18 protein-coding genes and 1 tRNA gene are annotated in these 17,307 nt (G+C 72.3%); 13 read left to right on the plus strand and 6 right to left on the minus strand.

Annotated features, from left to right (window positions below):
• Positions 1–16 precede the first annotated feature (16 nt).
• Positions 17–217: a hypothetical protein gene (locus ACIQTO_RS24860; RefSeq protein WP_402391933.1), complete on the plus strand. Its 201-nt coding sequence runs from the start codon at positions 17–19 to the stop codon at positions 215–217.
• A gap of 422 nt (positions 218–639) precedes the next feature.
• On the opposite strand, the gene ACIQTO_RS24865 is transcribed toward ACIQTO_RS24860, so the two are convergent.
• Entirely contained in the window at positions 640–1,929 is a 1,290-nt protein-coding gene (locus ACIQTO_RS24865; RefSeq protein WP_402391936.1) for a PTS transporter subunit EIIC, read from the minus strand.
• Positions 1,930–2,330: 401 nt separating this feature from the next.
• On the opposite strand from ACIQTO_RS24865, the gene ACIQTO_RS24870 reads away from it, so the two are divergent.
• From ACIQTO_RS24870 to rdgB, 4 genes are all read left to right on the plus strand, one after another.
• The gene (locus ACIQTO_RS24870) at positions 2,331–2,564 is read left to right on the plus strand and encodes a glucose PTS transporter subunit EIIB (protein WP_030060521.1); all 234 of its coding nucleotides are present in this window, start codon (positions 2,331–2,333) and stop codon (positions 2,562–2,564) included.
• 194 nt (positions 2,565–2,758) lie between these two features.
• The gene (rph, locus tag ACIQTO_RS24875; protein ID WP_380575730.1) at positions 2,759–3,484 is read left to right on the plus strand and encodes a ribonuclease PH; all 726 of its coding nucleotides are present in this window, start codon (positions 2,759–2,761) and stop codon (positions 3,482–3,484) included.
• 189 nt (positions 3,485–3,673) lie between these two features.
• Positions 3,674–4,063 carry a hypothetical protein gene (locus ACIQTO_RS24880; protein WP_380575732.1) on the plus strand — a complete coding sequence of 130 codons (390 nt, stop codon included), beginning with the start codon at positions 3,674–3,676 and terminating at the stop codon, positions 4,061–4,063.
• A gap of 20 nt (positions 4,064–4,083) precedes the next feature.
• On the plus strand, positions 4,084–4,689 hold the full coding sequence (gene rdgB, locus ACIQTO_RS24885) for an RdgB/HAM1 family non-canonical purine NTP pyrophosphatase (RefSeq protein ID WP_402391939.1): 606 nt from the start codon (positions 4,084–4,086) through the stop codon (positions 4,687–4,689).
• Between the two features lie 66 nt (positions 4,690–4,755).
• On the opposite strand, the gene ACIQTO_RS24890 is transcribed toward rdgB, so the two are convergent.
• From ACIQTO_RS24890 to ACIQTO_RS24900, 3 genes are all read right to left on the minus strand, one after another.
• Positions 4,756–4,842 (minus strand) — tRNA-Leu (locus ACIQTO_RS24890).
• Between the two features lie 7 nt (positions 4,843–4,849).
• On the minus strand, positions 4,850–5,428 hold the full coding sequence (locus ACIQTO_RS24895) for an HNH endonuclease signature motif containing protein (protein WP_402391942.1): 579 nt from the start codon (positions 5,426–5,428) through the stop codon (positions 4,850–4,852).
• Positions 5,429–5,503: 75 nt separating this feature from the next.
• Positions 5,504–5,920: an HPP family protein gene (locus tag ACIQTO_RS24900; RefSeq protein WP_402391944.1), complete on the minus strand. Its 417-nt coding sequence runs from the start codon at positions 5,918–5,920 to the stop codon at positions 5,504–5,506.
• Here ACIQTO_RS24900 and ACIQTO_RS24905 point away from each other — a divergent pair.
• Together ACIQTO_RS24905 and ACIQTO_RS24910 are read left to right on the plus strand one after the other, a co-directional pair.
• Positions 5,892–6,023, plus strand: a complete 132-nt coding sequence (locus ACIQTO_RS24905; protein ID WP_402391947.1) for a CGNR zinc finger domain-containing protein — start codon at positions 5,892–5,894, stop codon at positions 6,021–6,023. The two genes, ACIQTO_RS24900 and ACIQTO_RS24905, sit on opposite strands and share 29 nt — an antisense overlap.
• 174 nt (positions 6,024–6,197) lie before the next feature.
• Positions 6,198–8,687, plus strand: a complete 2,490-nt coding sequence (locus ACIQTO_RS24910; protein ID WP_402392154.1) for a chitinase C-terminal domain-containing protein — start codon at positions 6,198–6,200, stop codon at positions 8,685–8,687.
• Positions 8,688–8,819: 132 nt separating this feature from the next.
• Here ACIQTO_RS24910 and bcp read toward each other — a convergent pair whose 3' ends face one another.
• Positions 8,820–9,296 carry a thioredoxin-dependent thiol peroxidase gene (bcp, locus tag ACIQTO_RS24915; RefSeq protein ID WP_402391950.1) on the minus strand — a complete coding sequence of 159 codons (477 nt, stop codon included), beginning with the start codon at positions 9,294–9,296 and terminating at the stop codon, positions 8,820–8,822.
• A gap of 143 nt (positions 9,297–9,439) precedes the next feature.
• Between bcp and ACIQTO_RS24920 the strand changes: the two genes are divergently transcribed.
• The 3 genes from ACIQTO_RS24920 (at position 9,440) to ACIQTO_RS24930 (ending at position 11,664) form a co-directional block, all read left to right on the plus strand.
• Entirely contained in the window at positions 9,440–9,781 is a 342-nt protein-coding gene (locus ACIQTO_RS24920) for a DUF3618 domain-containing protein (protein WP_402391953.1), read from the plus strand.
• A 190-nt stretch (positions 9,782–9,971) separates the two neighbouring features.
• A complete protein-coding gene (locus tag ACIQTO_RS24925; RefSeq protein ID WP_148645002.1) occupies positions 9,972–10,274 on the plus strand; it encodes a co-chaperone GroES in 303 nt (100 codons plus the stop codon).
• A gap of 199 nt (positions 10,275–10,473) precedes the next feature.
• Complete coding sequence (locus ACIQTO_RS24930; protein ID WP_402391955.1) at positions 10,474–11,664, plus strand: winged helix DNA-binding domain-containing protein; 1,191 nt, start codon at positions 10,474–10,476, stop codon at positions 11,662–11,664.
• On the opposite strand, the gene ACIQTO_RS24935 is transcribed toward ACIQTO_RS24930, so the two are convergent.
• Positions 11,661–14,117 (minus strand): transglycosylase domain-containing protein, encoded by a 2,457-nt coding sequence (locus tag ACIQTO_RS24935; protein ID WP_402391957.1) that lies wholly within the window; start codon positions 14,115–14,117, stop codon positions 11,661–11,663. The two genes, ACIQTO_RS24930 and ACIQTO_RS24935, sit on opposite strands and share 4 nt — an antisense overlap.
• Positions 14,118–14,441: 324 nt before the next feature.
• Between ACIQTO_RS24935 and ACIQTO_RS24940 the strand changes: the two genes are divergently transcribed.
• The 3 genes from ACIQTO_RS24940 (at position 14,442) to ACIQTO_RS24950 (ending at position 17,167) form a co-directional block, all read left to right on the plus strand.
• The gene (locus ACIQTO_RS24940; RefSeq protein ID WP_402392158.1) at positions 14,442–15,242 is read left to right on the plus strand and encodes an ABC transporter permease; all 801 of its coding nucleotides are present in this window, start codon (positions 14,442–14,444) and stop codon (positions 15,240–15,242) included.
• Positions 15,243–15,393: 151 nt separating this feature from the next.
• Positions 15,394–16,158 carry an ABC transporter permease gene (locus tag ACIQTO_RS24945; RefSeq protein ID WP_402392161.1) on the plus strand — a complete coding sequence of 255 codons (765 nt, stop codon included), beginning with the start codon at positions 15,394–15,396 and terminating at the stop codon, positions 16,156–16,158.
• A gap of 49 nt (positions 16,159–16,207) precedes the next feature.
• Positions 16,208–17,167, plus strand: a complete 960-nt coding sequence (locus tag ACIQTO_RS24950) for an ATP-binding cassette domain-containing protein (RefSeq protein WP_402391960.1) — start codon at positions 16,208–16,210, stop codon at positions 17,165–17,167.
• Positions 17,168–17,307: the final 140 nt, after the last annotated feature.

The following is a 17,307-nucleotide window of genomic DNA, read 5'->3' on the forward strand; positions in this document are numbered from 1 at the left end:
TTGGGATTTTGGCTATTTGCGCAACAAAAAGGCCGGGGCGCGCGCCGTCGGGGCCGACGCCCCCGGGCGGGCGGCCGGCGGGGCGGCGGGGTGCCGCCCGGCGGAGGCGGTGGACACGGTCGGGCGGGTGGCCGGCCCCGGCCGCGCCGCCGGCCGCCGCGGCACCCCGCCCGGGCGGCGCCCGGCCGTCGCGGAGATCACGTCGGTGATCGCGTGATGGTCCGGGCCCCCTGATCGGGTGCCGGGTATTCGCCGGCGCATTGCGACCGGACTCGACAGGTACTGCCGCCAGCTCGAAGAAACCAATGGCGGCGCCGGTCCACAAGCGCGCCGGTGGATTGCCGGACCGTGCGCCGCGCGGCGGCGGCGATCTTCCCCCCACCCCGAGTGCCGCCTCCGGGTCCGCCCCTCCGGCCGGACGGTCCGGAGCCGCCGCGGCCCCGCCCCGGCCGGGCCCGGGGCGGCCGGCGCCCGGTCGGGGCCCGCGCCCGGCCGGCCGCCGGGCCGGCCCTCGAATTCCCCGGATCTGCGGCGGAGAATTCATGACGGCCGGGACCATCGCCCTGTCACGGATATGACGAAGGCCCTCGGACCAATGGTCCGAGGGCCTATTTCAGGGAGCGTCCGGTGACGCTCGGTTTATGCCTTGGTCACGTCCTCGACCTCGTCGTCGTCCTCGCGTCCGGGTGTTTGCATGTTGAATTTCACGATGATGAACCGGAAGAGCGCGTAGTACACGGCGGCGAAGCAGAGCCCGATCGGGATGATCAGCCAGGGCTTGGTGGCCAGGCTCCAGTTGAGCCCGTAGTCGATCAGGCCGGCCGAGAAGCTGAAGCCGTCGTGCACCCCGAGCGCCCAGGTGATCGCCATCGACGCGCCGGTCAGCAGCGCGTGCACCGCGTACAGCGCGGGCGCCACGTAGGCGAAGGAGTACTCGATCGGTTCGGTGACGCCGGTCACGAAGGAGGTCAGGCCGACCGAGAGCATCAGGCCGTAGATCTCCTTGCGGCGGTGCGGCTTGGCCGCGTGCGCCATCGCCAGTGCGGCGGCCGGCAGCGCGAACATCATGATCGGGAAGAAGCCGGAGGTGAACTGGCCCGCCGTCGGGTCGCCGGCCAGGAAGCGCGGGATGTCACCGTGGACGACGACGCCGTCCGCCTTGGTGTAGTCGCCGAACTGGAACCAGACGAAGGTGTTCAGCAACTGGTGCATGCCGATCAGCAGCAGGAGGCGGTTGGCCACACCGAAGATGCCGGCGCCGCCCGCGCCCAGGTCGGCCAATTGCTGGCTCACGTCGTTGAAGGCCCGGCCGACCGGCGGCCAGGCCCAGATCGCCAGCACCGCCAGGACCATGCCCACCACGGCGGTGATCATCGGGACGAGGCGGCGGCCGTTGAAGAAGCCCAGCCAGTCGACCAGCCGGGTGCGGTGGAAGCGCACCCAGAGCCAGGCCGACAGCAGGCCCATCAGGATGCCCCCCAGGACACCCGGGTTCTGGTAGGTCGCGGCGGCCGACTTGGCCGAGGTGAAGTCCACGCACTGGGAGCCGACCAGGACGGTCGGCAGCTTGCAGTCCTCCGGGAAGGCGTGCAGTACGGCGTAGAAGACCAGGAAGCCCACCACGGCGGCCAGCGCGGTGGAGCCGTCCGCCTTCTTGGCCATGCCGATCGCGACCCCGATGCAGAACAGCATCGGCAGGCCCAGCGAGGAGTCCAGCAGCGCGCCGCCCGCCGCCGCGAACACCTTGGCGACGTCGTCCCAGCCGAGGCCGTCCTTGCCGAACACGTCGGGCTGCCCCAGCCGGTTGAGGATGCCCGCGGCCGGGAGCACGGCGACCGGCAGCTGGAGCGAGCGGCCCATCTTCTGGAGTCCGCCGTAGAAGGTGTGCCACCACGTGGTCTGCGGGGCTGTGGCGCCTGCCGAACTCATCCTTCGCCCTCCGAGAGCAGTTGCCGGCCGCTGGCCCCCTGGAGGACCCTCGGGCGGGGCTCAGGAACACCCGGGGCGCTTCCTGCGTTCATCGGAGTACACATATATTGGTGTAGACCACTTTGGAGGGCAGGCCGCGCGCACCGGGGCAGGAGCCCCGCTGATCGTCATCCTCGGGTGAAGATCCAGAGCATGCGCGCCGGAATGGGCCAAAAGTGGACTAACGTGGCAGATCGGTCCTGATCGGGTGATGCTAGTCGCGCTGCGGCGCAGCGCGACGGCGGCTGAACCCGCGTCAGAGCCGACAGCGACCTCCCCGGCCGTCGGCCGGGGGACCCCGGCACAGCGCAGGACGGCACCCGGCAGAGCAGCCGACGGGCCGAGACAGAGGGAGAAATCAGATGGCCAGCAAGGCTGAGAAGATCGTCGCCGGTCTGGGCGGCATCGACAACATCGAAGAGGTCGAAGGCTGCATCACCCGCCTGCGTACCGAGGTGAAGGACGCCTCCCTCGTCGACGAGGCCGCGCTGAAGGCCGCCGGCGCCCACGGCGTCGTCAAGATGGGCACCGCGATCCAGGTCGTCATCGGCACCGACGCCGACCCGATCGCCGCCGACATCGAGGACATGATGTGAGCTGAGCCCACCAGGCTCACACCGCCCGGCCCGCCGACCCCCTCACGGACGGCGGGCCGACGCCGTTCGGACACCCCGCCGGCCCCGCCCGTTCGGACACCGCGCCGGGCACCGCCACCGACCCGCCGCGCGCACCCCCACACCCGCCGGGGCGTACCGGAACCACCCGACCGGAGCGACTACGCTCGGTGCCTATGTCACGCATCGACGGCCGCACCCCCGACCAGCTCCGCCCCATCACCATCGAGCGGGGCTGGAGCAAGCACGCCGAAGGCTCCGTCCTCGTCTCCTACGGCGACACCAAGGTGCTGTGCACCGCCAGCGTCACCGAGGGCGTCCCGCGCTGGCGCAAGGGCAGCGGCGAGGGCTGGGTCACCGCCGAGTACTCCATGCTCCCGCGCGCCACCAACACCCGCGGCGACCGCGAGGCCGTCAAGGGCCGCATCGGCGGCCGCACCCACGAGATCAGCCGCCTGATCGGCCGCTCGCTGCGCGCCGTCATCGACCACCGCGCCCTCGCCGAGAACACCATCGTGCTCGACTGCGACGTCCTCCAGGCCGACGGCGGCACCCGCACCGCCGCCATCACCGGCGCCTACGTCGCCCTCGTCGACGCCGTCGCCTGGGCCCGCGAGAAGAAGATCCTCCGCGCCAAGGGCCAGCCCATCACCGGCGGCGTCAGCGCCGTCAGCGTCGGCATCATCGACGGCGTCCCGATGCTCGACCTCCAGTACGAGGAGGACGTCCGGGCCGAGACCGACATGAACATCGTCTGCACCTCCGACGGCCGCTTCGTCGAGGTCCAGGGCACCGCCGAGGGCGCCCCCTTCGACCGCGCCCTGCTCGACCGGCTCCTCGACCTCGGCACCCTCGGCTGCGCCGAGTTGGACGAGATCCAGCGCAAGGTCCTGGAAGGCTGAGCCGCCCCCGGCGCCCGTAGGGCTCCGGCGCGCGGCCCGAGGGCTCCGGCGCGCGGCCGAACCGCGGCGCCGCCGCTGTACAGGCCGGGCCCGGAGCCCTTACGGTTCCCGCAGCACCCCGTTGCGGGAACCGCGCACCCCTCGGCGCGCGTCCTTCCGTTCCGGAACCCGCGCACCCAGGAGGACCGGATGCCCCAGAGCATCGCCCGCCCCGCCACCCTCGCCGTGGCCGGCCTGATCGCCATCCTCCCGCTCAGCGCGGTCAGTTGCTCGGCCGCCCAGAAGGCACTCGACTGCGGCAACACCGCGGTCCGCATCACCGGGGACATCAGCGACGTCACCACCGCCTTCAACAACGCGAGCAACGACTCGGCCGCCGCCGGCCAGGCTCTGCAGAAGCTGAAGAACGACCTCGACGACCTCGGTAAGAACTCCAAGAACACCGACGTCTCCAAGGCGATCACCGACCTCAACACCCAGGTCGACAAGGTCCAGCAGGCCGTCAACAACAAGCAGGTCCCCGACCTGAAGCCGCTCGGCGACGCCGCCGGCAACCTCACCCAGGTCTGCACCGGCTGACGTCCGGTTAGGGTGGGTTCATGTCCACCCGTCTGATTCTCGCCACCCGCAACCAGAACAAGGTCGCCGAACTCCGCGCCATCCTCGGCGAGGCCGGCCTCGACGTCGAACTGGTCGGCGCCGATGCCTACCCGGAGATCCCGGACGTCCGCGAGACCGGTGTCACCTTCGCCGAGAACTCCCTGCTCAAGGCACACGCCCTCGCGCAGGCCACCGGCCTGCCCGCCGTCGCCGACGACTCCGGGCTCTGCGTCGACGTCCTGGGCGGCGCCCCCGGCATCTTCTCCGCCCGCTGGGCCGGCAAGCACGGCGACGACCGCGCCAACCTGGAGCTGCTGCTGGCCCAGCTCGGTGACATCGACACCCCGCACCGCGGCGCCCACTTCTTCTGCGCTGCCGCGCTGGCCCTGCCCGACGGCACCGAGCGCGTCGTCGAGGGCCGCCTGCTCGGCACCCTGCGCACCGCCCCGGCCGGCGAGGGCGGCTTCGGCTACGACCCGATCCTGGAGCCGCTGGGCGAGACCCGGACGTGCGCCGAGCTGACGGCGGCGGAGAAGAACGCCATCAGCCACCGCGGCCAGGCCTTCCGCGCCCTGGCCCCGGTGGTGCGGGAGCTGTTGGGCTGACGAGCCATCGGGAATGACGAAGGCCCGCCCGGAGATCATCTCCGGGCGGGCCTTCGTTTCTAAGGCTGGTGCGGCCTGAGGGACTCGAACCCTCACGGGATTTCTCCCACTGGATCCTAAGTCCAGCGCGACTGCCAGCTCCGCCAAGGCCGCATGGCCTCTAGTCTAGGGGCTTGCCCGGTGCTGGAACACTGCAATTCCGTGTCGTGGTGCCGTCCTGGTCGTAGCCCGGGGCCGATCTTGCGCGCCTGTTCTTGTCGCGCCCGCAGTAGGTGTCGGTGACGGCATGACAGTTCGGGCAGAGCAGTCGGAGGTTGTCGGGCCGATTGTCCGACCAGTCGCCGTTGATGTGGTCCACCTCCAGGGTCAGCGGACGACTCCGCCACTGCGGTCCGATGCCGCAGCCCTCGCACTGCTCCGGGCGGCCGAGCTCCGCCAGGGCCTGGCCGATCCGCGCGCCGGGCAGCCGCTCGGCGTCCCACGGGCGCTGGACGAGGAGTTGCTCGACCCCGGCCACGCTCTGGCAGGCCGCCACGGCGACCTCCAGGAGTTCGCGGGTGTAGACGCTTCCGGTCGGCCGGAAGTGCGACGTGTCGATCGCGTATGCGGTCAGTTTGCGGCGCAGGTACTTGCGGCGGTCCTTGTCGGGCTCCCGCCCGAGAGCGGTCAGCATCTCGTCGAGCGAGGTGGCTGCTGCGGCGGCGGTCGCGAGCAGCTCACGGGTGTACGTGACCGGCATGGTCGTCCCCCTTCGGGCCTGTGTGCGCCCGTCCCCCACGCATGCGAACGAGTGGGGCGCGGACCGGTCACGGCCTCACCACCAGTACGTCGGATACGTCCGGCGGGTGAGGCGGGCGGCGAGCAGGCCGGTGGCGGTGAGGAGGAGGGTGGCGAGCAGCAGCAGGGGGAGGAAGCGGGCCGGGTCGGGGGCGGTGAGGGTGACGATGACGGCGGTGGCGGCCGCGGGGGAGTGGGGGGTGCGGGCGAGGGTCATGGCGCCGAGGGCGAGGCCGCCGGCGGGGGCGGCGGACGTGGCGGTGGTGAACGCGGCGGTGCGGGCGGCGCCGGGGTGGGTGGAGCTGGGGCCGGGGGCCGTCGCGCGGGGGGTTCGCCGGTCGGCGGCGGGGGAGCGCGGGGCGGTACTGCTGGGGCGGGTGGCGCAGTCGGCGGTGGAGCTGCTGACGGGGGGTCGGCGGGAGCTGGTGCGGGCCTGTCCGGCGCCGGGTTGCATCCTGTTCTTCCTGCAGCAGCACGCGCGTCGGGCGTGGTGTTCGACCGCGTGCGGGACGCGGGTCCGGGTGGCCCGGCACAGTCGTCGGCATACGGACGGGTGACCGGCGGGTATCAGCCGTTCGACCGGTGTTGTTGGGGATTTGATTACCAATTGGTACAGACCTATTGACCTATGTGGTTCAGACCACATAGCTTCAGCGCCAATCTGCATTCCCCCACGTGCGTGCTCCCCCACAGGTACGCGCCGACACTCTCTCCCGGAGGACCGAGTGTTGATCCGAAGCACGGCCGAGCAGCGTCCCACCGCTGCCCGCCGCTCCAAGAACCCGGCCGCCCGCGCGGGCACGGCCTCGCTGGCGGTCGCCGGCCTGGCCGGTCTGCTGATGGCCACGCTGGGCGCGGCGCCCTCGCAGGCGTCCGCCGCCGTCGACAACGCGGCCTGTCGGCCCGACGGCATGTACCAGACTCCCGGGGTGGACGTCCCGTACTGCAGCGTCTACGACACCGAGGGCCGCGAGAAGATGGGCGCCGACCATCAGCGCCGCATCATCGGCTACTTCACCGGCTGGCGCACCGGCAAGGACGGGACCCCGCCCTACCTGGTGAGCGACGTCCCCTGGGACAAGGTCACCCACCTGAACTACGCGTTCGGGCACGTCGGCAGCGACAACAAGATCTCCGTCGGCACCGACAACGACAAGAACGAGGCCACCGGGATCTCCTTCCCGGGCGTCCCCGGCGCCGAGCTGGACCCGTCGCTGCCGTACAAGGGCCACTTCAACCTGCTGACGAAGTTCAAGAAGCAGTACCCGAACGTCAAGACCATGATCTCGGTGGGCGGTTGGACCGAGACCGGCGGGTACTTCGGCGACGACGGCAAGCGCGTCAACTCCGGCGGCTTCTACTCGATGACCGTCAACCCGGACGGCAGCGTCAACCAGGCGGGCATCGACACCTTCGCCAACTCCTCGGTCGACTTCATCAAGAAGTACGGCTTCAACGGCGTCGACGTCGACTACGAGTACCCGACCTCGATGAAGGACGCGGGCAACCCGCTGGACTGGCAGCTCGCCAACAGCAAGCGCGCCTCCCTGGCCAAGGGCTACGCGGCGCTGATGAAGACGCTGCGCGAGAAGCTGGACCGGGCCGGTGCCGCCGACGGCAAGCACTACCTGCTCTCGGTCGCCGCCCCGTCGTCCGGTTACCTGCTGCGCGGTATGGAGACCTTCCAGATCGCGCAGTACCTGGACTACGTCAACATCATGTCGTACGACCTGCACGGCGCCTGGAACAAGTACGTCGGCCCGAACGCCTCGCTGTTCGACGACGGCAAGGACGGCGAGCTGGCGGCGGCCAACGTGTACGGCACCGGCCAGTACGGCGGTATCGGGTACCTGAACGCCGACTGGTCGTACCACTACTTCCGCGGCTCGATGCCGGGCGGCCGGATCAACGTCGGCCTGCCGTACTACACCCGCGGTTTCAAGAACGTCACCGGTGGCACCAACGGCCTCTGGGGCACCGCGTCCGCGACCACCTGCCCGGTGGGCGCCGGTCTGACGGCGTGCGGTGACGGCGCGGTCGGCATCGACAACATCTGGAACGACAAGGACGACGCGGGCAAGGAGTCCCCGGCGGGCTCGAACCCGATGTGGCACGCGAAGAATCTGGAGAAGGGCATCGTGCCCGACTACCTCTCCAAGTACGGCGTGACCGACACCGCCCTGCAGGGCACCTACACCCGCAACTACAGCTCCACCCTGGTGGCGCCGTGGCTGTGGAACGACACCAAGAAGGTGTTCCTCTCCACCGAGGACGAGCAGTCGGTGGCCGCCAAGGCGGACTACATCGTCAACCAGGGCGCCGGCGGCGCGATGATCTGGGAGCTCGCGGGCGACTACAAGTGGGACGCGGCCGCCAACGGCGGCAAGGGCCAGTACGTGCCGGGCTCGACGCTGACCTCGCTGATGTACGACAAGTTCAAGGCGGCCTCGCCGTACGGCGCGACCCGCTCGACGGTCGCGCTGCCGCAGCAGACCCTGCCGGTCGACGTGTCGTTCACCAACTTCGCGCTGGGTGACTCGAACTACCCGATCAACCCGAAGATCCACATCGTCAACAACTCGACGCTGACCCTGCCGGGCGGCACCGAGTTCCAGTTCGACTACAGCAACTCGGCTCCGGGCAACGCCAAGGACCAGTCCGGCTTCGGGCTGACCGTGATCAAGCAGGACAACCCCGGTCCGGGCAACGTGGGCGGCCTCAAGGGCACCTACAACCGCGTCTCGGTGAAGCTGCCGGGCTGGCAGTCGCTGGCGCCGGGTGCGTCGATCGACATGGACTTCGTCTACTACCTGCCGGTCTCGACGCCGTCGAACTGGACGGTCAACGTCGCCGGCACGCTGTACGGCCTCAAGGGCGACCTGACCCGCGGCAGCACGGGCGGCGGCACCGCGACGCCGACCGCGACGCCCACCGTCACCCCGACCGTGACGCCCACCGTGACCCCGACGGTCACGCCCACGGTCACCCCGACCGTGACGCCGACGGTGACGCCCACCGTCACGCCGACGGTGACCCCGACCGCGACGCCGACCTCGGGTGCCTGCACGGGCGCGCCGGGCTGGGACGCGGGCACCACCTACGCGTCCACCACCAAGGTGGCCTGGAAGGGCCACTACTACCAGAACAAGTGGTGGACCAAGGGCGACGACCCCAGTGCCAGTGGCTCGTGGGGTGTCTGGAGCGACCTCGGGGCCTGCTGATCGGGACGAACCGATGAGCACGGCTCAGTGAGGTGAGAGACGCGGTGGCGGTGCACCCGGTCGGGGGGTGCGCCGCCACCGCTTCGTCGTGGCCCTGCCGGCGCCCGGCGGTCCGCCGCCCGGCGCCGGGCGTCAGGCCGCCTCGACCTTCAGGTCGCGCAGCAGCTTGGCGACGTGGCCGGTGGCCTTGACGTTGTACAGGGCGTGCTCGACCTTGCCCTGCTCGTCCACGATCACGGTGGAGCGGATCACGCCGGTGACGGTCTTGCCGTACAGCTTCTTCTCGCCGAACGCGCCGTACGCCTCCAGCACCTTCTTCTCCGGGTCGGAGAGCAGGGTGACCTTGAGGTCCTCCGCCTCGCGGAACTTGCCGAGCTTCTCCGGCTTGTCCGGCGAGATGCCGATGACGTCGTAGCCGGCGCCGGCGAAGACCTCCAGGCTGTCGGTGAAGTCGCAGGCCTGCTTGGTGCAGCCGGGGGTGAGCGCGGCGGGGTAGAAGTACACGATCACCTTGCGGCCGAGGTGGCCGGCGAGGGACACCTGGTTGCCGTCGGCGTCGGACAGGCTGAAGGCGGGTGCGGTGTCGCCGGGCTGGAGACGCTCACTCACGGGGGACTCTCCTGGTGCGTGGACGGGGGGTCGTACCACGGCCAACTTACCTCCGATGGTGGGTGGGGCCGCGCGGGCCCGGGCGGCAACTGACAAACTGGGTCAGTCGCACAGGACAACATCAGTGAATTGGGGTGGCCCGAGTGGGCGAGGCGAGCACGAAGGACAAGTCGGCGAGGACGACCGCCCAGATCGAGGCGGACATCTCCCGCACCCGCACCCAGCTGGCGGCGACCCTGGACGAGCTCGCCATGCGCGTCCACCCGAGCACCATCACGGCCCAGGTCAAGGCGAAGGCCGTGGCCTCCGTGGAGGAGAAGGCCGGCCGGGCGTACGTGGCGGCCAGCGGGCTGGTCGAGCAGGCCAAGGCGCGGTTCGTGGACGAGAAGGGCCGGCCGCGCAAGGAGCGGATCGTTCCCGCCGCGCTGGTCGGCGCCGGTCTGGTGCTGCTGGTCGCCTCGGCCCGCAAGCGCCGCAAGGGCTGAGCGGCGGGAACGCGCGGGGCCGGGTGCCGTCGCACCCGGCCTTCCGTATACCGGTCCGGCGTCACGCCGGGCGCCCGGGAGCGGTACCTTCGGGGTCGTGAGTACGAACGACGAACCGACCCTGCGCACCACCTCCCCCGAGCAGGACCCGCCGCGCCACGACCGGCTCGGCGAGAAGCTGCCGATCAAGATGCTGCACGACCGCGTCCTGGTGAAGACCGAGGGCAGCGAGGGCGAGCGCCGCTCGACCGGCGGCATCCTCATCCCGGCCACCGCCGAGCTGTCCAAGCGCTGCACCTGGGCCGAGGCCGTCGCGGTGGGCCAGAGCGTCCGCTCGGTCGAGCCCGGTGACCGCGTCCTGTACGACCCCGAGGACAAGCTGGAGGTCGAGGTCCGCGGCGCCACCTACGTGCTGCTGCGCGAGCGGGACCTGCACGCGGTGGCCGCGATGCGCTTCGGCGACACGGAGGGCTCGACCGGGCTGTACCTCTGAGGGCCCGCCGGGGCCCTTCTCCGTGGTGGGCCCCCTCCGGGCCCGACCCGCTGTCCGGGGCGGGCCGTCACGCGGTGCGCGTGACGGCCCGCCGTGTCGTTCGCCGGGCCGTTGTCGGCGTCGTTCCCCGGGCCGTTCCCGGCGTCGTGGCGGTGTCGTTCCCCGGGCCGTTGTCGGAGGGTGGCAGTAGGGTCCGGCCATGAGCAGCGGTGGGTCTTCGGGCGGAGCGCCCTCGATCGGTGACGACCAGCGCCGGGCCCGGGTCGGGCGGCGGCACCTGCTGGCGCGTGCCGAGCGGGCGGCGCGGGTGGAGCAGGTGGCGGACGCGGTCGTCGGGCTGCACGCCTCGGACGCCGCGACGGTCTACCTCTCGGCCTGCGCGCGGCTGGTCGAGCCGTCGGCGGCGGAGGTGGAGCGGGCGCTGTACGAGGACGTCTCGCTGGTGAAGCTGCTGTCGATGCGGCGCACGATCTTCGCGGTGACGGAGGGGTTCGCCCCGTACGTCAGTTCCGCGGCGGCGCGGGCGATCGCGGTCAAGGAGCGGGCGACGCTGCTCAAGCACCTGCGGGAGTTCGCCGAGGGGTGGGACGAGCCGAGGCTCGCCGAGACGGAGCGGGCGGTGCTGGCGGCGCTGGCCGCGCGGGGCGAGGCGACGACGGCCGAACTCGGCGCGGACGTACCGGCCTTGCGCGAGACGATGCTGATGGCGCAGGGCAAGCCGTACGAGGCCCGGCAGAGCGTGGGCAGCCGGCTGTTGCGGCTGTTGGCCTCGGACGGGCATGTGCGGCGCTGCCGGCCGCGCGGCTCCTGGCTGAGCAGCAGCTACCCGTGGGCACCGGTGCCGCAGTGGCCGGACGTGCCGGTGCGGGAGGCGAAGGCCGAGGTGGTCCGGCGGTGGCTGGCGGCGTACGGCCCGGCCACCGTCGAGGACGTGAAGTGGTGGACGGGCTGGACGCTGGGGGACACCCGCCGGGCGCTCGCGGACCTCGGCGCGGTCGGCGTGGCGCTGGACGGCGGGGTGGCGGGCCTGGTGCTGCCGGGGGACGAGGAGCCGGTGGAGGAGCCCGAGCCGTGGGCGGCGCTGCTGCCGGCGCTCGATCCGACGGTGATGGGCTGGCGGGGGCGTGACTGGTACCTGCGGCCGGAGGACGTGCCGGCGCTGTTCGACCGGGCGGGCAACGCCGGGCCGACGCTCTGGTGGGGCGGCCGGGTGGTCGGCGGGTGGGCGCAGCGCCCCGACGGCGAGCCGGTGTGGCGGCTGTTCGCGGATGTCGGGGCCGAGGCGCGGGCGGCGATCGAGGCGGAGGCGGCGCGGTTGTCGGGCTGGCTGGGGGAGGTGCGGGTGACGCCGCGGTTCCGGACCCCGCTGGAGCGGGAGCTGGTCGCCTAGGGCCCGCCTCGGGGGGCCGGTCCGGCGAGCTGTCCGGCGGCCTGCCCGGTCGGCTGCGCGGTGCGCTGTCCGGTCTGTCCGGCCGGCTGTCCGGTCGGCTGGCGGGTCGGTGGCGCGGTGGCGTCGGCGGCCGGGGGCGGGGTGCTCGGGGGCTGTGCCGGGGTCGGGGTGGTGGTCGGCCGCGGCGGCGGGGTGGGGCGGTTGGTGGGGGCGGGCGGCTGTTCCGGGGCGGACGTCGGGGCGGGGGCCTCGGGCGTGGGGGTGGGCACCGCCTCGGTGGGCCGGTCGCTCGGGCCGGTCGGGGCGGGGGCGGAGGGCGCCGGGGTGCTCGGCCGCGTGGCGGTGGCGGAGGCGGTGGCGCTGGCCGTGGCGCTGGGGGAGGCCGACGGGGAGGGCGAGGGGCCGGCGCTCGGCTCGCCGGACTGGGCGCTGCCGCGGCCGGGCTGGAGGTCGAAGCGCTGGACGTCGCTGTCGTCGAGCGCGTCGGCCATGTAGGCGGTCCAGATCCGGGTGGGGAAGGCGCCGCCGTTGATCCGTTCGTAGCCGGCGGTGCCGGACAGCGGCTCCTTGGCGTGGGTCTTCGGGTTCTCCCGGAACAGGCCGACGGTGGTGGCGAGTTCGGGGGTGAAGCCGGCGAACCAGGCGGAGAGGTTGGCGTCGGTGGTGCCGGTCTTCCCGGCGGCGGGGCGTCCGAGGTCGAGGGCGGCGGCGCCGGTGCCGCGCGGGCTGACGACATCGCGCAGGACGTCGGTGACGGCGTCGGCGATCCCCCGGTCGAGCGCGGTGGTGGGGACGTGATCGGGCATCTTGGGGACGTCGACGGCGCCGCCGGTGTTGACGCGTTCGAGCTTGGTGACCGACCAGGGGGTGTACGCCTGGCCGTGGTTGGCGAAGCCGGCGTAGGCGCCGGCCAGGTTGAGGGCGCTCGGGGTGGCGGTGCCGAGCGTCATCGAGGTGTTGGCCGGGTCCATGCCGGGGACGTTGTCGGGGATGCCGAGCCGGACGGCGGTCTCCCGGACGTGGGCGAGTCCGGCGTCGACGCCCTCCTGCGCGTACACCGAGTTGACGGACTTCACCATGGCGTAGCGCAGGGTGATGTTGCCGTAGTCGATGTCGTCCTCGTTGGGCGGCGCGTACGGGGTGGGGCCGCCGAGGACGGGGCGTTCGCTGGTGCCGTCGTAGCGGGTCTCGGTGGTGATCGGGCGGCCGTCACCGCTGCTGCGCCCGGAGGTGAGGCCGGCGGCGAGGTCGAAGGCCTTGAAGGTGGAGCCGATCTGGTTGTCCTGGCGCAGGACGTCGTTGTAGGGCTGTTTGGCGTAGTCGGAGCCGCCGTAGACGGCGACGACGCGGCCGGTGGCGGGTTCGACGGAGGCGCCGGCGACGCGGACGTCGGTGTCGGTGGCGGGCCGGGCCTTGGGGTCGAGCTCGTCGGTGAGCTCCTGCTGGACGGCGCGGACGAAGGCGTCCTGGCGGGGTCTGTCGAAGGTGGTGGTGATGCGCCAGCCGCCGGCCTTGAGGGTGGCGGCGTCGATGATGCCGGCCGAGACGAGGTAGTCGTCGGCGACGCCGACCAGGTAGCCGGACTGGCCGCTGAGGCCGGTGGCGGGCTGGGGGTCGACCGGTTCGGGGAAGGTGACGGTGGCGCGGTCGGCCGGGGTGAGGAAGCCGAGCTGGACCATGCCGTCGAGGGTGTAGTTCCAGCGGGCGACGGCCTTGTCGCGGTTGGCGGGGGTGGCGGTCCTGACGTCGTAGGCGCTGGGGGCCTGCAGCAGGGCGGCGAGGTAGGCGCCCTGGGGGAGGGTGAGGTCGGAGACGTCGACGCCGTAGTAGGCGTGGGCGGCGCTCTGGATGCCGTAGGCGCCGCGGCCGAAGTAGCTGCTGTTGAGGTAGCCGGCGAGGATCTGGTTCTTGCTGCGCTGCTGGTCGACCTTGAGGGCGATGAAGAGTTCGCGGCCCTTGCGCTCGATGGTCTGGTCCTGGGTCAGGTAGTAGTTCTTGACGTACTGCTGGGTGATGGTGGAGCCGCCCTGCTTGCCGCGTCCGGTGAGGGTGTTCCAGCCGGCCCGGACCATGCCCTTCAGGTCGATGCCGCCGTTCTGGTAGAAGGTGCGGTCCTCGGCGGAGACCACGGCGTGCTGGGTGTCGAGCGGGATCTGGGCGATCGTCACGTCGGTGCGGTTCACGGCGCCGGTGCGGGCGATCTCGGTGCTGCCGTCGGCGTACAGGTAGATGTTGTTCTGGGCCACGGCGTGGGCGTTGGCGTCGGGTACGGGGACGATGAGGTACAGCACGGCGAAGGAGCCGACGGCGAGGAGCAGGACGGCGGTGAGCGCGCCGAGGGTGACCCGCCAGGTGGGCAGGAGCCGGCGCCACAGCGGCCTGGCGCGGCGGGCTTCGCGGCGGCCGGCCCGTCTGGCCTGACGCCGGGTGCGGTGGTCTGCCCTCAAGGTCATGCCGCGATTATGTGCTATTTGACCCTTGATCAGGCGTCGCAATAACCGGGTGCGCGAGAAGATCGCCGGCGGTACGGTGAAAGGTGCAAACCATATAGCGCACCACGTTCGGGCAGCTCCGCCCGCCCGGCCCGGCCCCCCGGGTGCGGCCGGCCGGAGCCGGTCCGCGTGCGCCGGTGTCCCCGGGGGCATCCGCCCGCTCCTATTTGTCGACAAGGAGACAATATGTCGAAAGCTCTGCCCGTCGAGCCGCAGTTCCGGCACCCTCCCGATCCCGGTACCGCTCCGGGCGCCGCCGGCACCCGCTTCGGTGGCCGCGGCGCGGTGGCGCTCTACCTCGCCATCGCCCGGGGGGCCTTCCGCCGTTACGCCACCTACCGGGCCGCCACACTGGCCGGGGCCTTCACCAACACCGTCTTCGGCCTCATCCTCGCCTACACCTTCGTCGCCCTCTGGCAGGCCCGGCCCGGTCTCGGCGGCTACGACCAGACCGCCGCCGTGACCTACATCTGGGTCAGCCAGGCGCTGCTGGTCACCGTCGCGGTCTGGGGCGGCGGCTTCCAGGACGACGTCCAGGACCGGTTCCGCAGCGGCGACATCGCCGTCGACCTCTACCGGCCGGTGGACTTCCAGGGCTGGTGGCTGGCCACCGACCTCGGCCGGGCCGGCTTCCACCTGCTCGCCCGCGGCGCCCCGCCGATGCTGGTCGGCGGGCTGATCTTCCGGATCCGGGTGCCCGAGCAGCCGCTGACCTGGCTGTTCTTCCTCCTCTCGGTCCTGCTCGCGGTGGTGGTCAGCTTCGGGCTGCGCTTCCTCGTCTCGCTCACCGGCTTCTGGCTGCACGACTCGGAGGGTGTGCGCTCGGTGATGCTGGTGGTGGCGATGTTCTTCTCCGGGATGCTGCTGCCGCTGGCGCTCTTCCCCGGCCTGCTCGGTGAGATCGCACCGGTCCTGCCGTGGGCCGCGCTGGTCCAGGTGCCGACCGACGTCTTCCTGGAGCGGGCGACCGGGACGGCGCTGCTCGGCGAGCTCGGTTTCCAACTCGCCTGGGGCGCGGGGCTGGTCGCCGCCGGCCGGGGCGTCCAGTTGCTCGCGACCCGCAAGGTGGTGGTCCAGGGTGGCTGATCCGACCCTCGCCGCCGGCGGTCCCGTCGCGGCTGACCCGGCCCCCGCCGCCGGGGCGGCCGACCGGAGTCTGACCGACCTGCTCCTGACCGACCGGGGCCTGCTCGCCCGTACCCGCTGGGCGCTGCGGGCCTGGTGGCTCACCGCCGCGATGTGGACGCGGGCGATCATGTCCTACCGGGCGTCCTTCGTGCTGATGCTCGTCGCCAACCTGGTGGTCACCTTCCTCGACTTCGTCGTGGTGATCCTGATGTTCCGGCACACCGACCGGCTCGGCGGCTGGACCCTGCCCGAACTCGGCTTCCTCTACGGCACCTCGGGCTTCGCGCTCGGCACGGCCAACCTCCTGGTCGGCAGCGTCGACGGCCTCGGCGAGCGGATCCGGGCGGGCACGCTCGACACCATGCTGATCCGGCCCGCCCCGGCGCTCGCCCAGGTCTGCGCGGAGCGCTTCTCGCTGCGCCGGCTCGGCCGGCCGGCCCAGGCGGTCGCGGTGCTCCTCTGGTCGCTGCCCGCCCTGGACGTGGCCTGGACCTGGGACCGGGTGCTGCTGGTGCCGGTCCTGCTGGTCTGCGGCACGGCGATCTTCGCGGCGATCTTCGTGGGCTTCGCCGCCCTCCAGTTCTGGTGGGGCGAGGCCAAGGAGATCCAGAACGCCTTCACCTACGGCGGCGCCACCGTACTGCACTACCCGCCGACCGTCTTCGCCAAGGAGTTGGTGGCGGGCACCGTGTTCGGCATCCCGCTGGCCTTCGTCAACTGGCTGCCCGCGCTGCGCATCCTCGACCGGCCCGACCCGCTCGGCCTGCCCAGCGCCTTCCAGTACGCCTCGCCGCTCGCCGCCGTGCTCGCGCTGGTGGTCGCCGGGCTGGCCTGGCGCGCCGGGCTGCGGGCCTACCGCGGCACCGGCAGCTGATCCCGGGCCCCGGCCCGGCCCCCTGATCCCTCCTGAAAGCAGAACTCCCATGGCACTGATCGAACTCGACGACGTCCGCCGCACCTTCACCGTGCGCGCCAAGGTCGGCCGGCTGAAGCGCGAGAAGCGCGAGGTCCGCGCGGTGGACGGGCTGAGCTTCACGGTGGAGGCCGGCGAATGCGTCGGCTACATCGGCCCGAACGGCGCGGGCAAGTCCACCACCATCAAGATGCTCACCGGCATCCTGGTGCCCTCCGGCGGCCGGCTGCGGGTCGCCGGTGTCGACCCGGCCCGCGAACGCGTCGCGCTGGCCCGCCGGATCGGCGTCGTCTTCGGGCAGCGCACCACGCTCTGGTGGGACCTCCCGCTCCGGGACTCCTACGAGCTGGCCCGCCGGATCTACCGCGTCCCCGAGCACCGATATCGCGCCAACCTCGAACGCTGTGTCGAACTGCTCGATCTGGGCGCCCTGTTGGACACGCCGGTGCGCCAGCTCTCGCTCGGCCAGCGGATGCGCGGGGACTTGGCGGCGGCACTGCTGCACGACCCGCAGGTGCTCTACCTGGACGAGCCCACCATCGGGCTCGACGTGGTGAGCAAGGGCCGGGTGCGCGACTTCCTGCGCGAGGTCAACCGGGAGCAGGGCACCACCGTGCTGCTGACCACCCACGACCTCACCGACATCGAACAGCTCTGCGGCCGGGTCATGGTGATCGACCACGGCCGGGTCGTCTACGACGGCGGCCTGGAGGGCCTGCACGCGGCGGGCGAGAGCGAGCGGACCCTGGTCGTCGACCTCGCCGAGGCGCGGCCGCCGATCGAGGTGGCCGGCGCGCGGGTGGTGAAGGTCGAGGGGCCGCGCCAGTGGCTGGCCTTCCCCGCCCAGCAGAGCGCCGCCCCGATCGTCGCCGCCGTCGCCGACCGGTACCCGATGGTCGACCTGTCGGTGCGCGAGCCGGCCATCGAGGACGTGATCGCCCGGATGTACGCGGAGGTCGCGATCGGCTGACGGCCGGGGGGGGGGGGGGGGGGGGGGGGGGCGGGGCCGGCGGCGGCCCGGCGCGCCGGCCCCCCCCCGGCGGCGCCCCGCGGGGGGGGCGCCCCCCCGGCCCCCCGCCCCCCCCCCCCCCCCCGCCGCGCCGCCACACG

This window comes from Kitasatospora sp. NPDC091207 (genome assembly GCF_044768625.1).
Lineage (GTDB): Bacteria > Actinomycetota > Actinomycetes > Streptomycetales > Streptomycetaceae > Kitasatospora.

What these genes read in the sequence shown, in the direction of transcription:
- ACIQTO_RS24870 (WP_030060521.1), top strand. Translation starts at nt 2,331, where the DNA reads ATGGCCAGCAAGGCTGAGAAGATCGTCGCCGGTCTGGGCGGCATCGAC.
- ACIQTO_RS24880 (WP_380575732.1), top strand. Translation starts at nt 3,674, where the DNA reads ATGCCCCAGAGCATCGCCCGCCCCGCCACCCTCGCCGTGGCCGGCCTG.
- ACIQTO_RS24945 (WP_402392161.1), top strand. Translation starts at nt 15,394, where the DNA reads ATGTGGACGCGGGCGATCATGTCCTACCGGGCGTCCTTCGTGCTGATG.
- rdgB (WP_402391939.1), top strand. Translation starts at nt 4,084, where the DNA reads ATGTCCACCCGTCTGATTCTCGCCACCCGCAACCAGAACAAGGTCGCC.
- ACIQTO_RS24930 (WP_402391955.1), top strand. Translation starts at nt 10,474, where the DNA reads ATGAGCAGCGGTGGGTCTTCGGGCGGAGCGCCCTCGATCGGTGACGAC.
- ACIQTO_RS24900 (WP_402391944.1), bottom strand. Translation starts at nt 5,920, where the DNA reads ATGCAACCCGGCGCCGGACAGGCCCGCACCAGCTCCCGCCGACCCCCC.
- ACIQTO_RS24895 (WP_402391942.1), bottom strand. Translation starts at nt 5,428, where the DNA reads ATGCCGGTCACGTACACCCGTGAGCTGCTCGCGACCGCCGCCGCAGCA.
- ACIQTO_RS24935 (WP_402391957.1), bottom strand. Translation starts at nt 14,117, where the DNA reads ATGACCTTGAGGGCAGACCACCGCACCCGGCGTCAGGCCAGACGGGCC.
- ACIQTO_RS24865 (WP_402391936.1), bottom strand. Translation starts at nt 1,929, where the DNA reads ATGAGTTCGGCAGGCGCCACAGCCCCGCAGACCACGTGGTGGCACACC.
- ACIQTO_RS24950 (WP_402391960.1), top strand. Translation starts at nt 16,208, where the DNA reads ATGGCACTGATCGAACTCGACGACGTCCGCCGCACCTTCACCGTGCGC.
- ACIQTO_RS24925 (WP_148645002.1), top strand. Translation starts at nt 9,972, where the DNA reads ATGCTGCACGACCGCGTCCTGGTGAAGACCGAGGGCAGCGAGGGCGAG.
- rph (WP_380575730.1), top strand. Translation starts at nt 2,759, where the DNA reads ATGTCACGCATCGACGGCCGCACCCCCGACCAGCTCCGCCCCATCACC.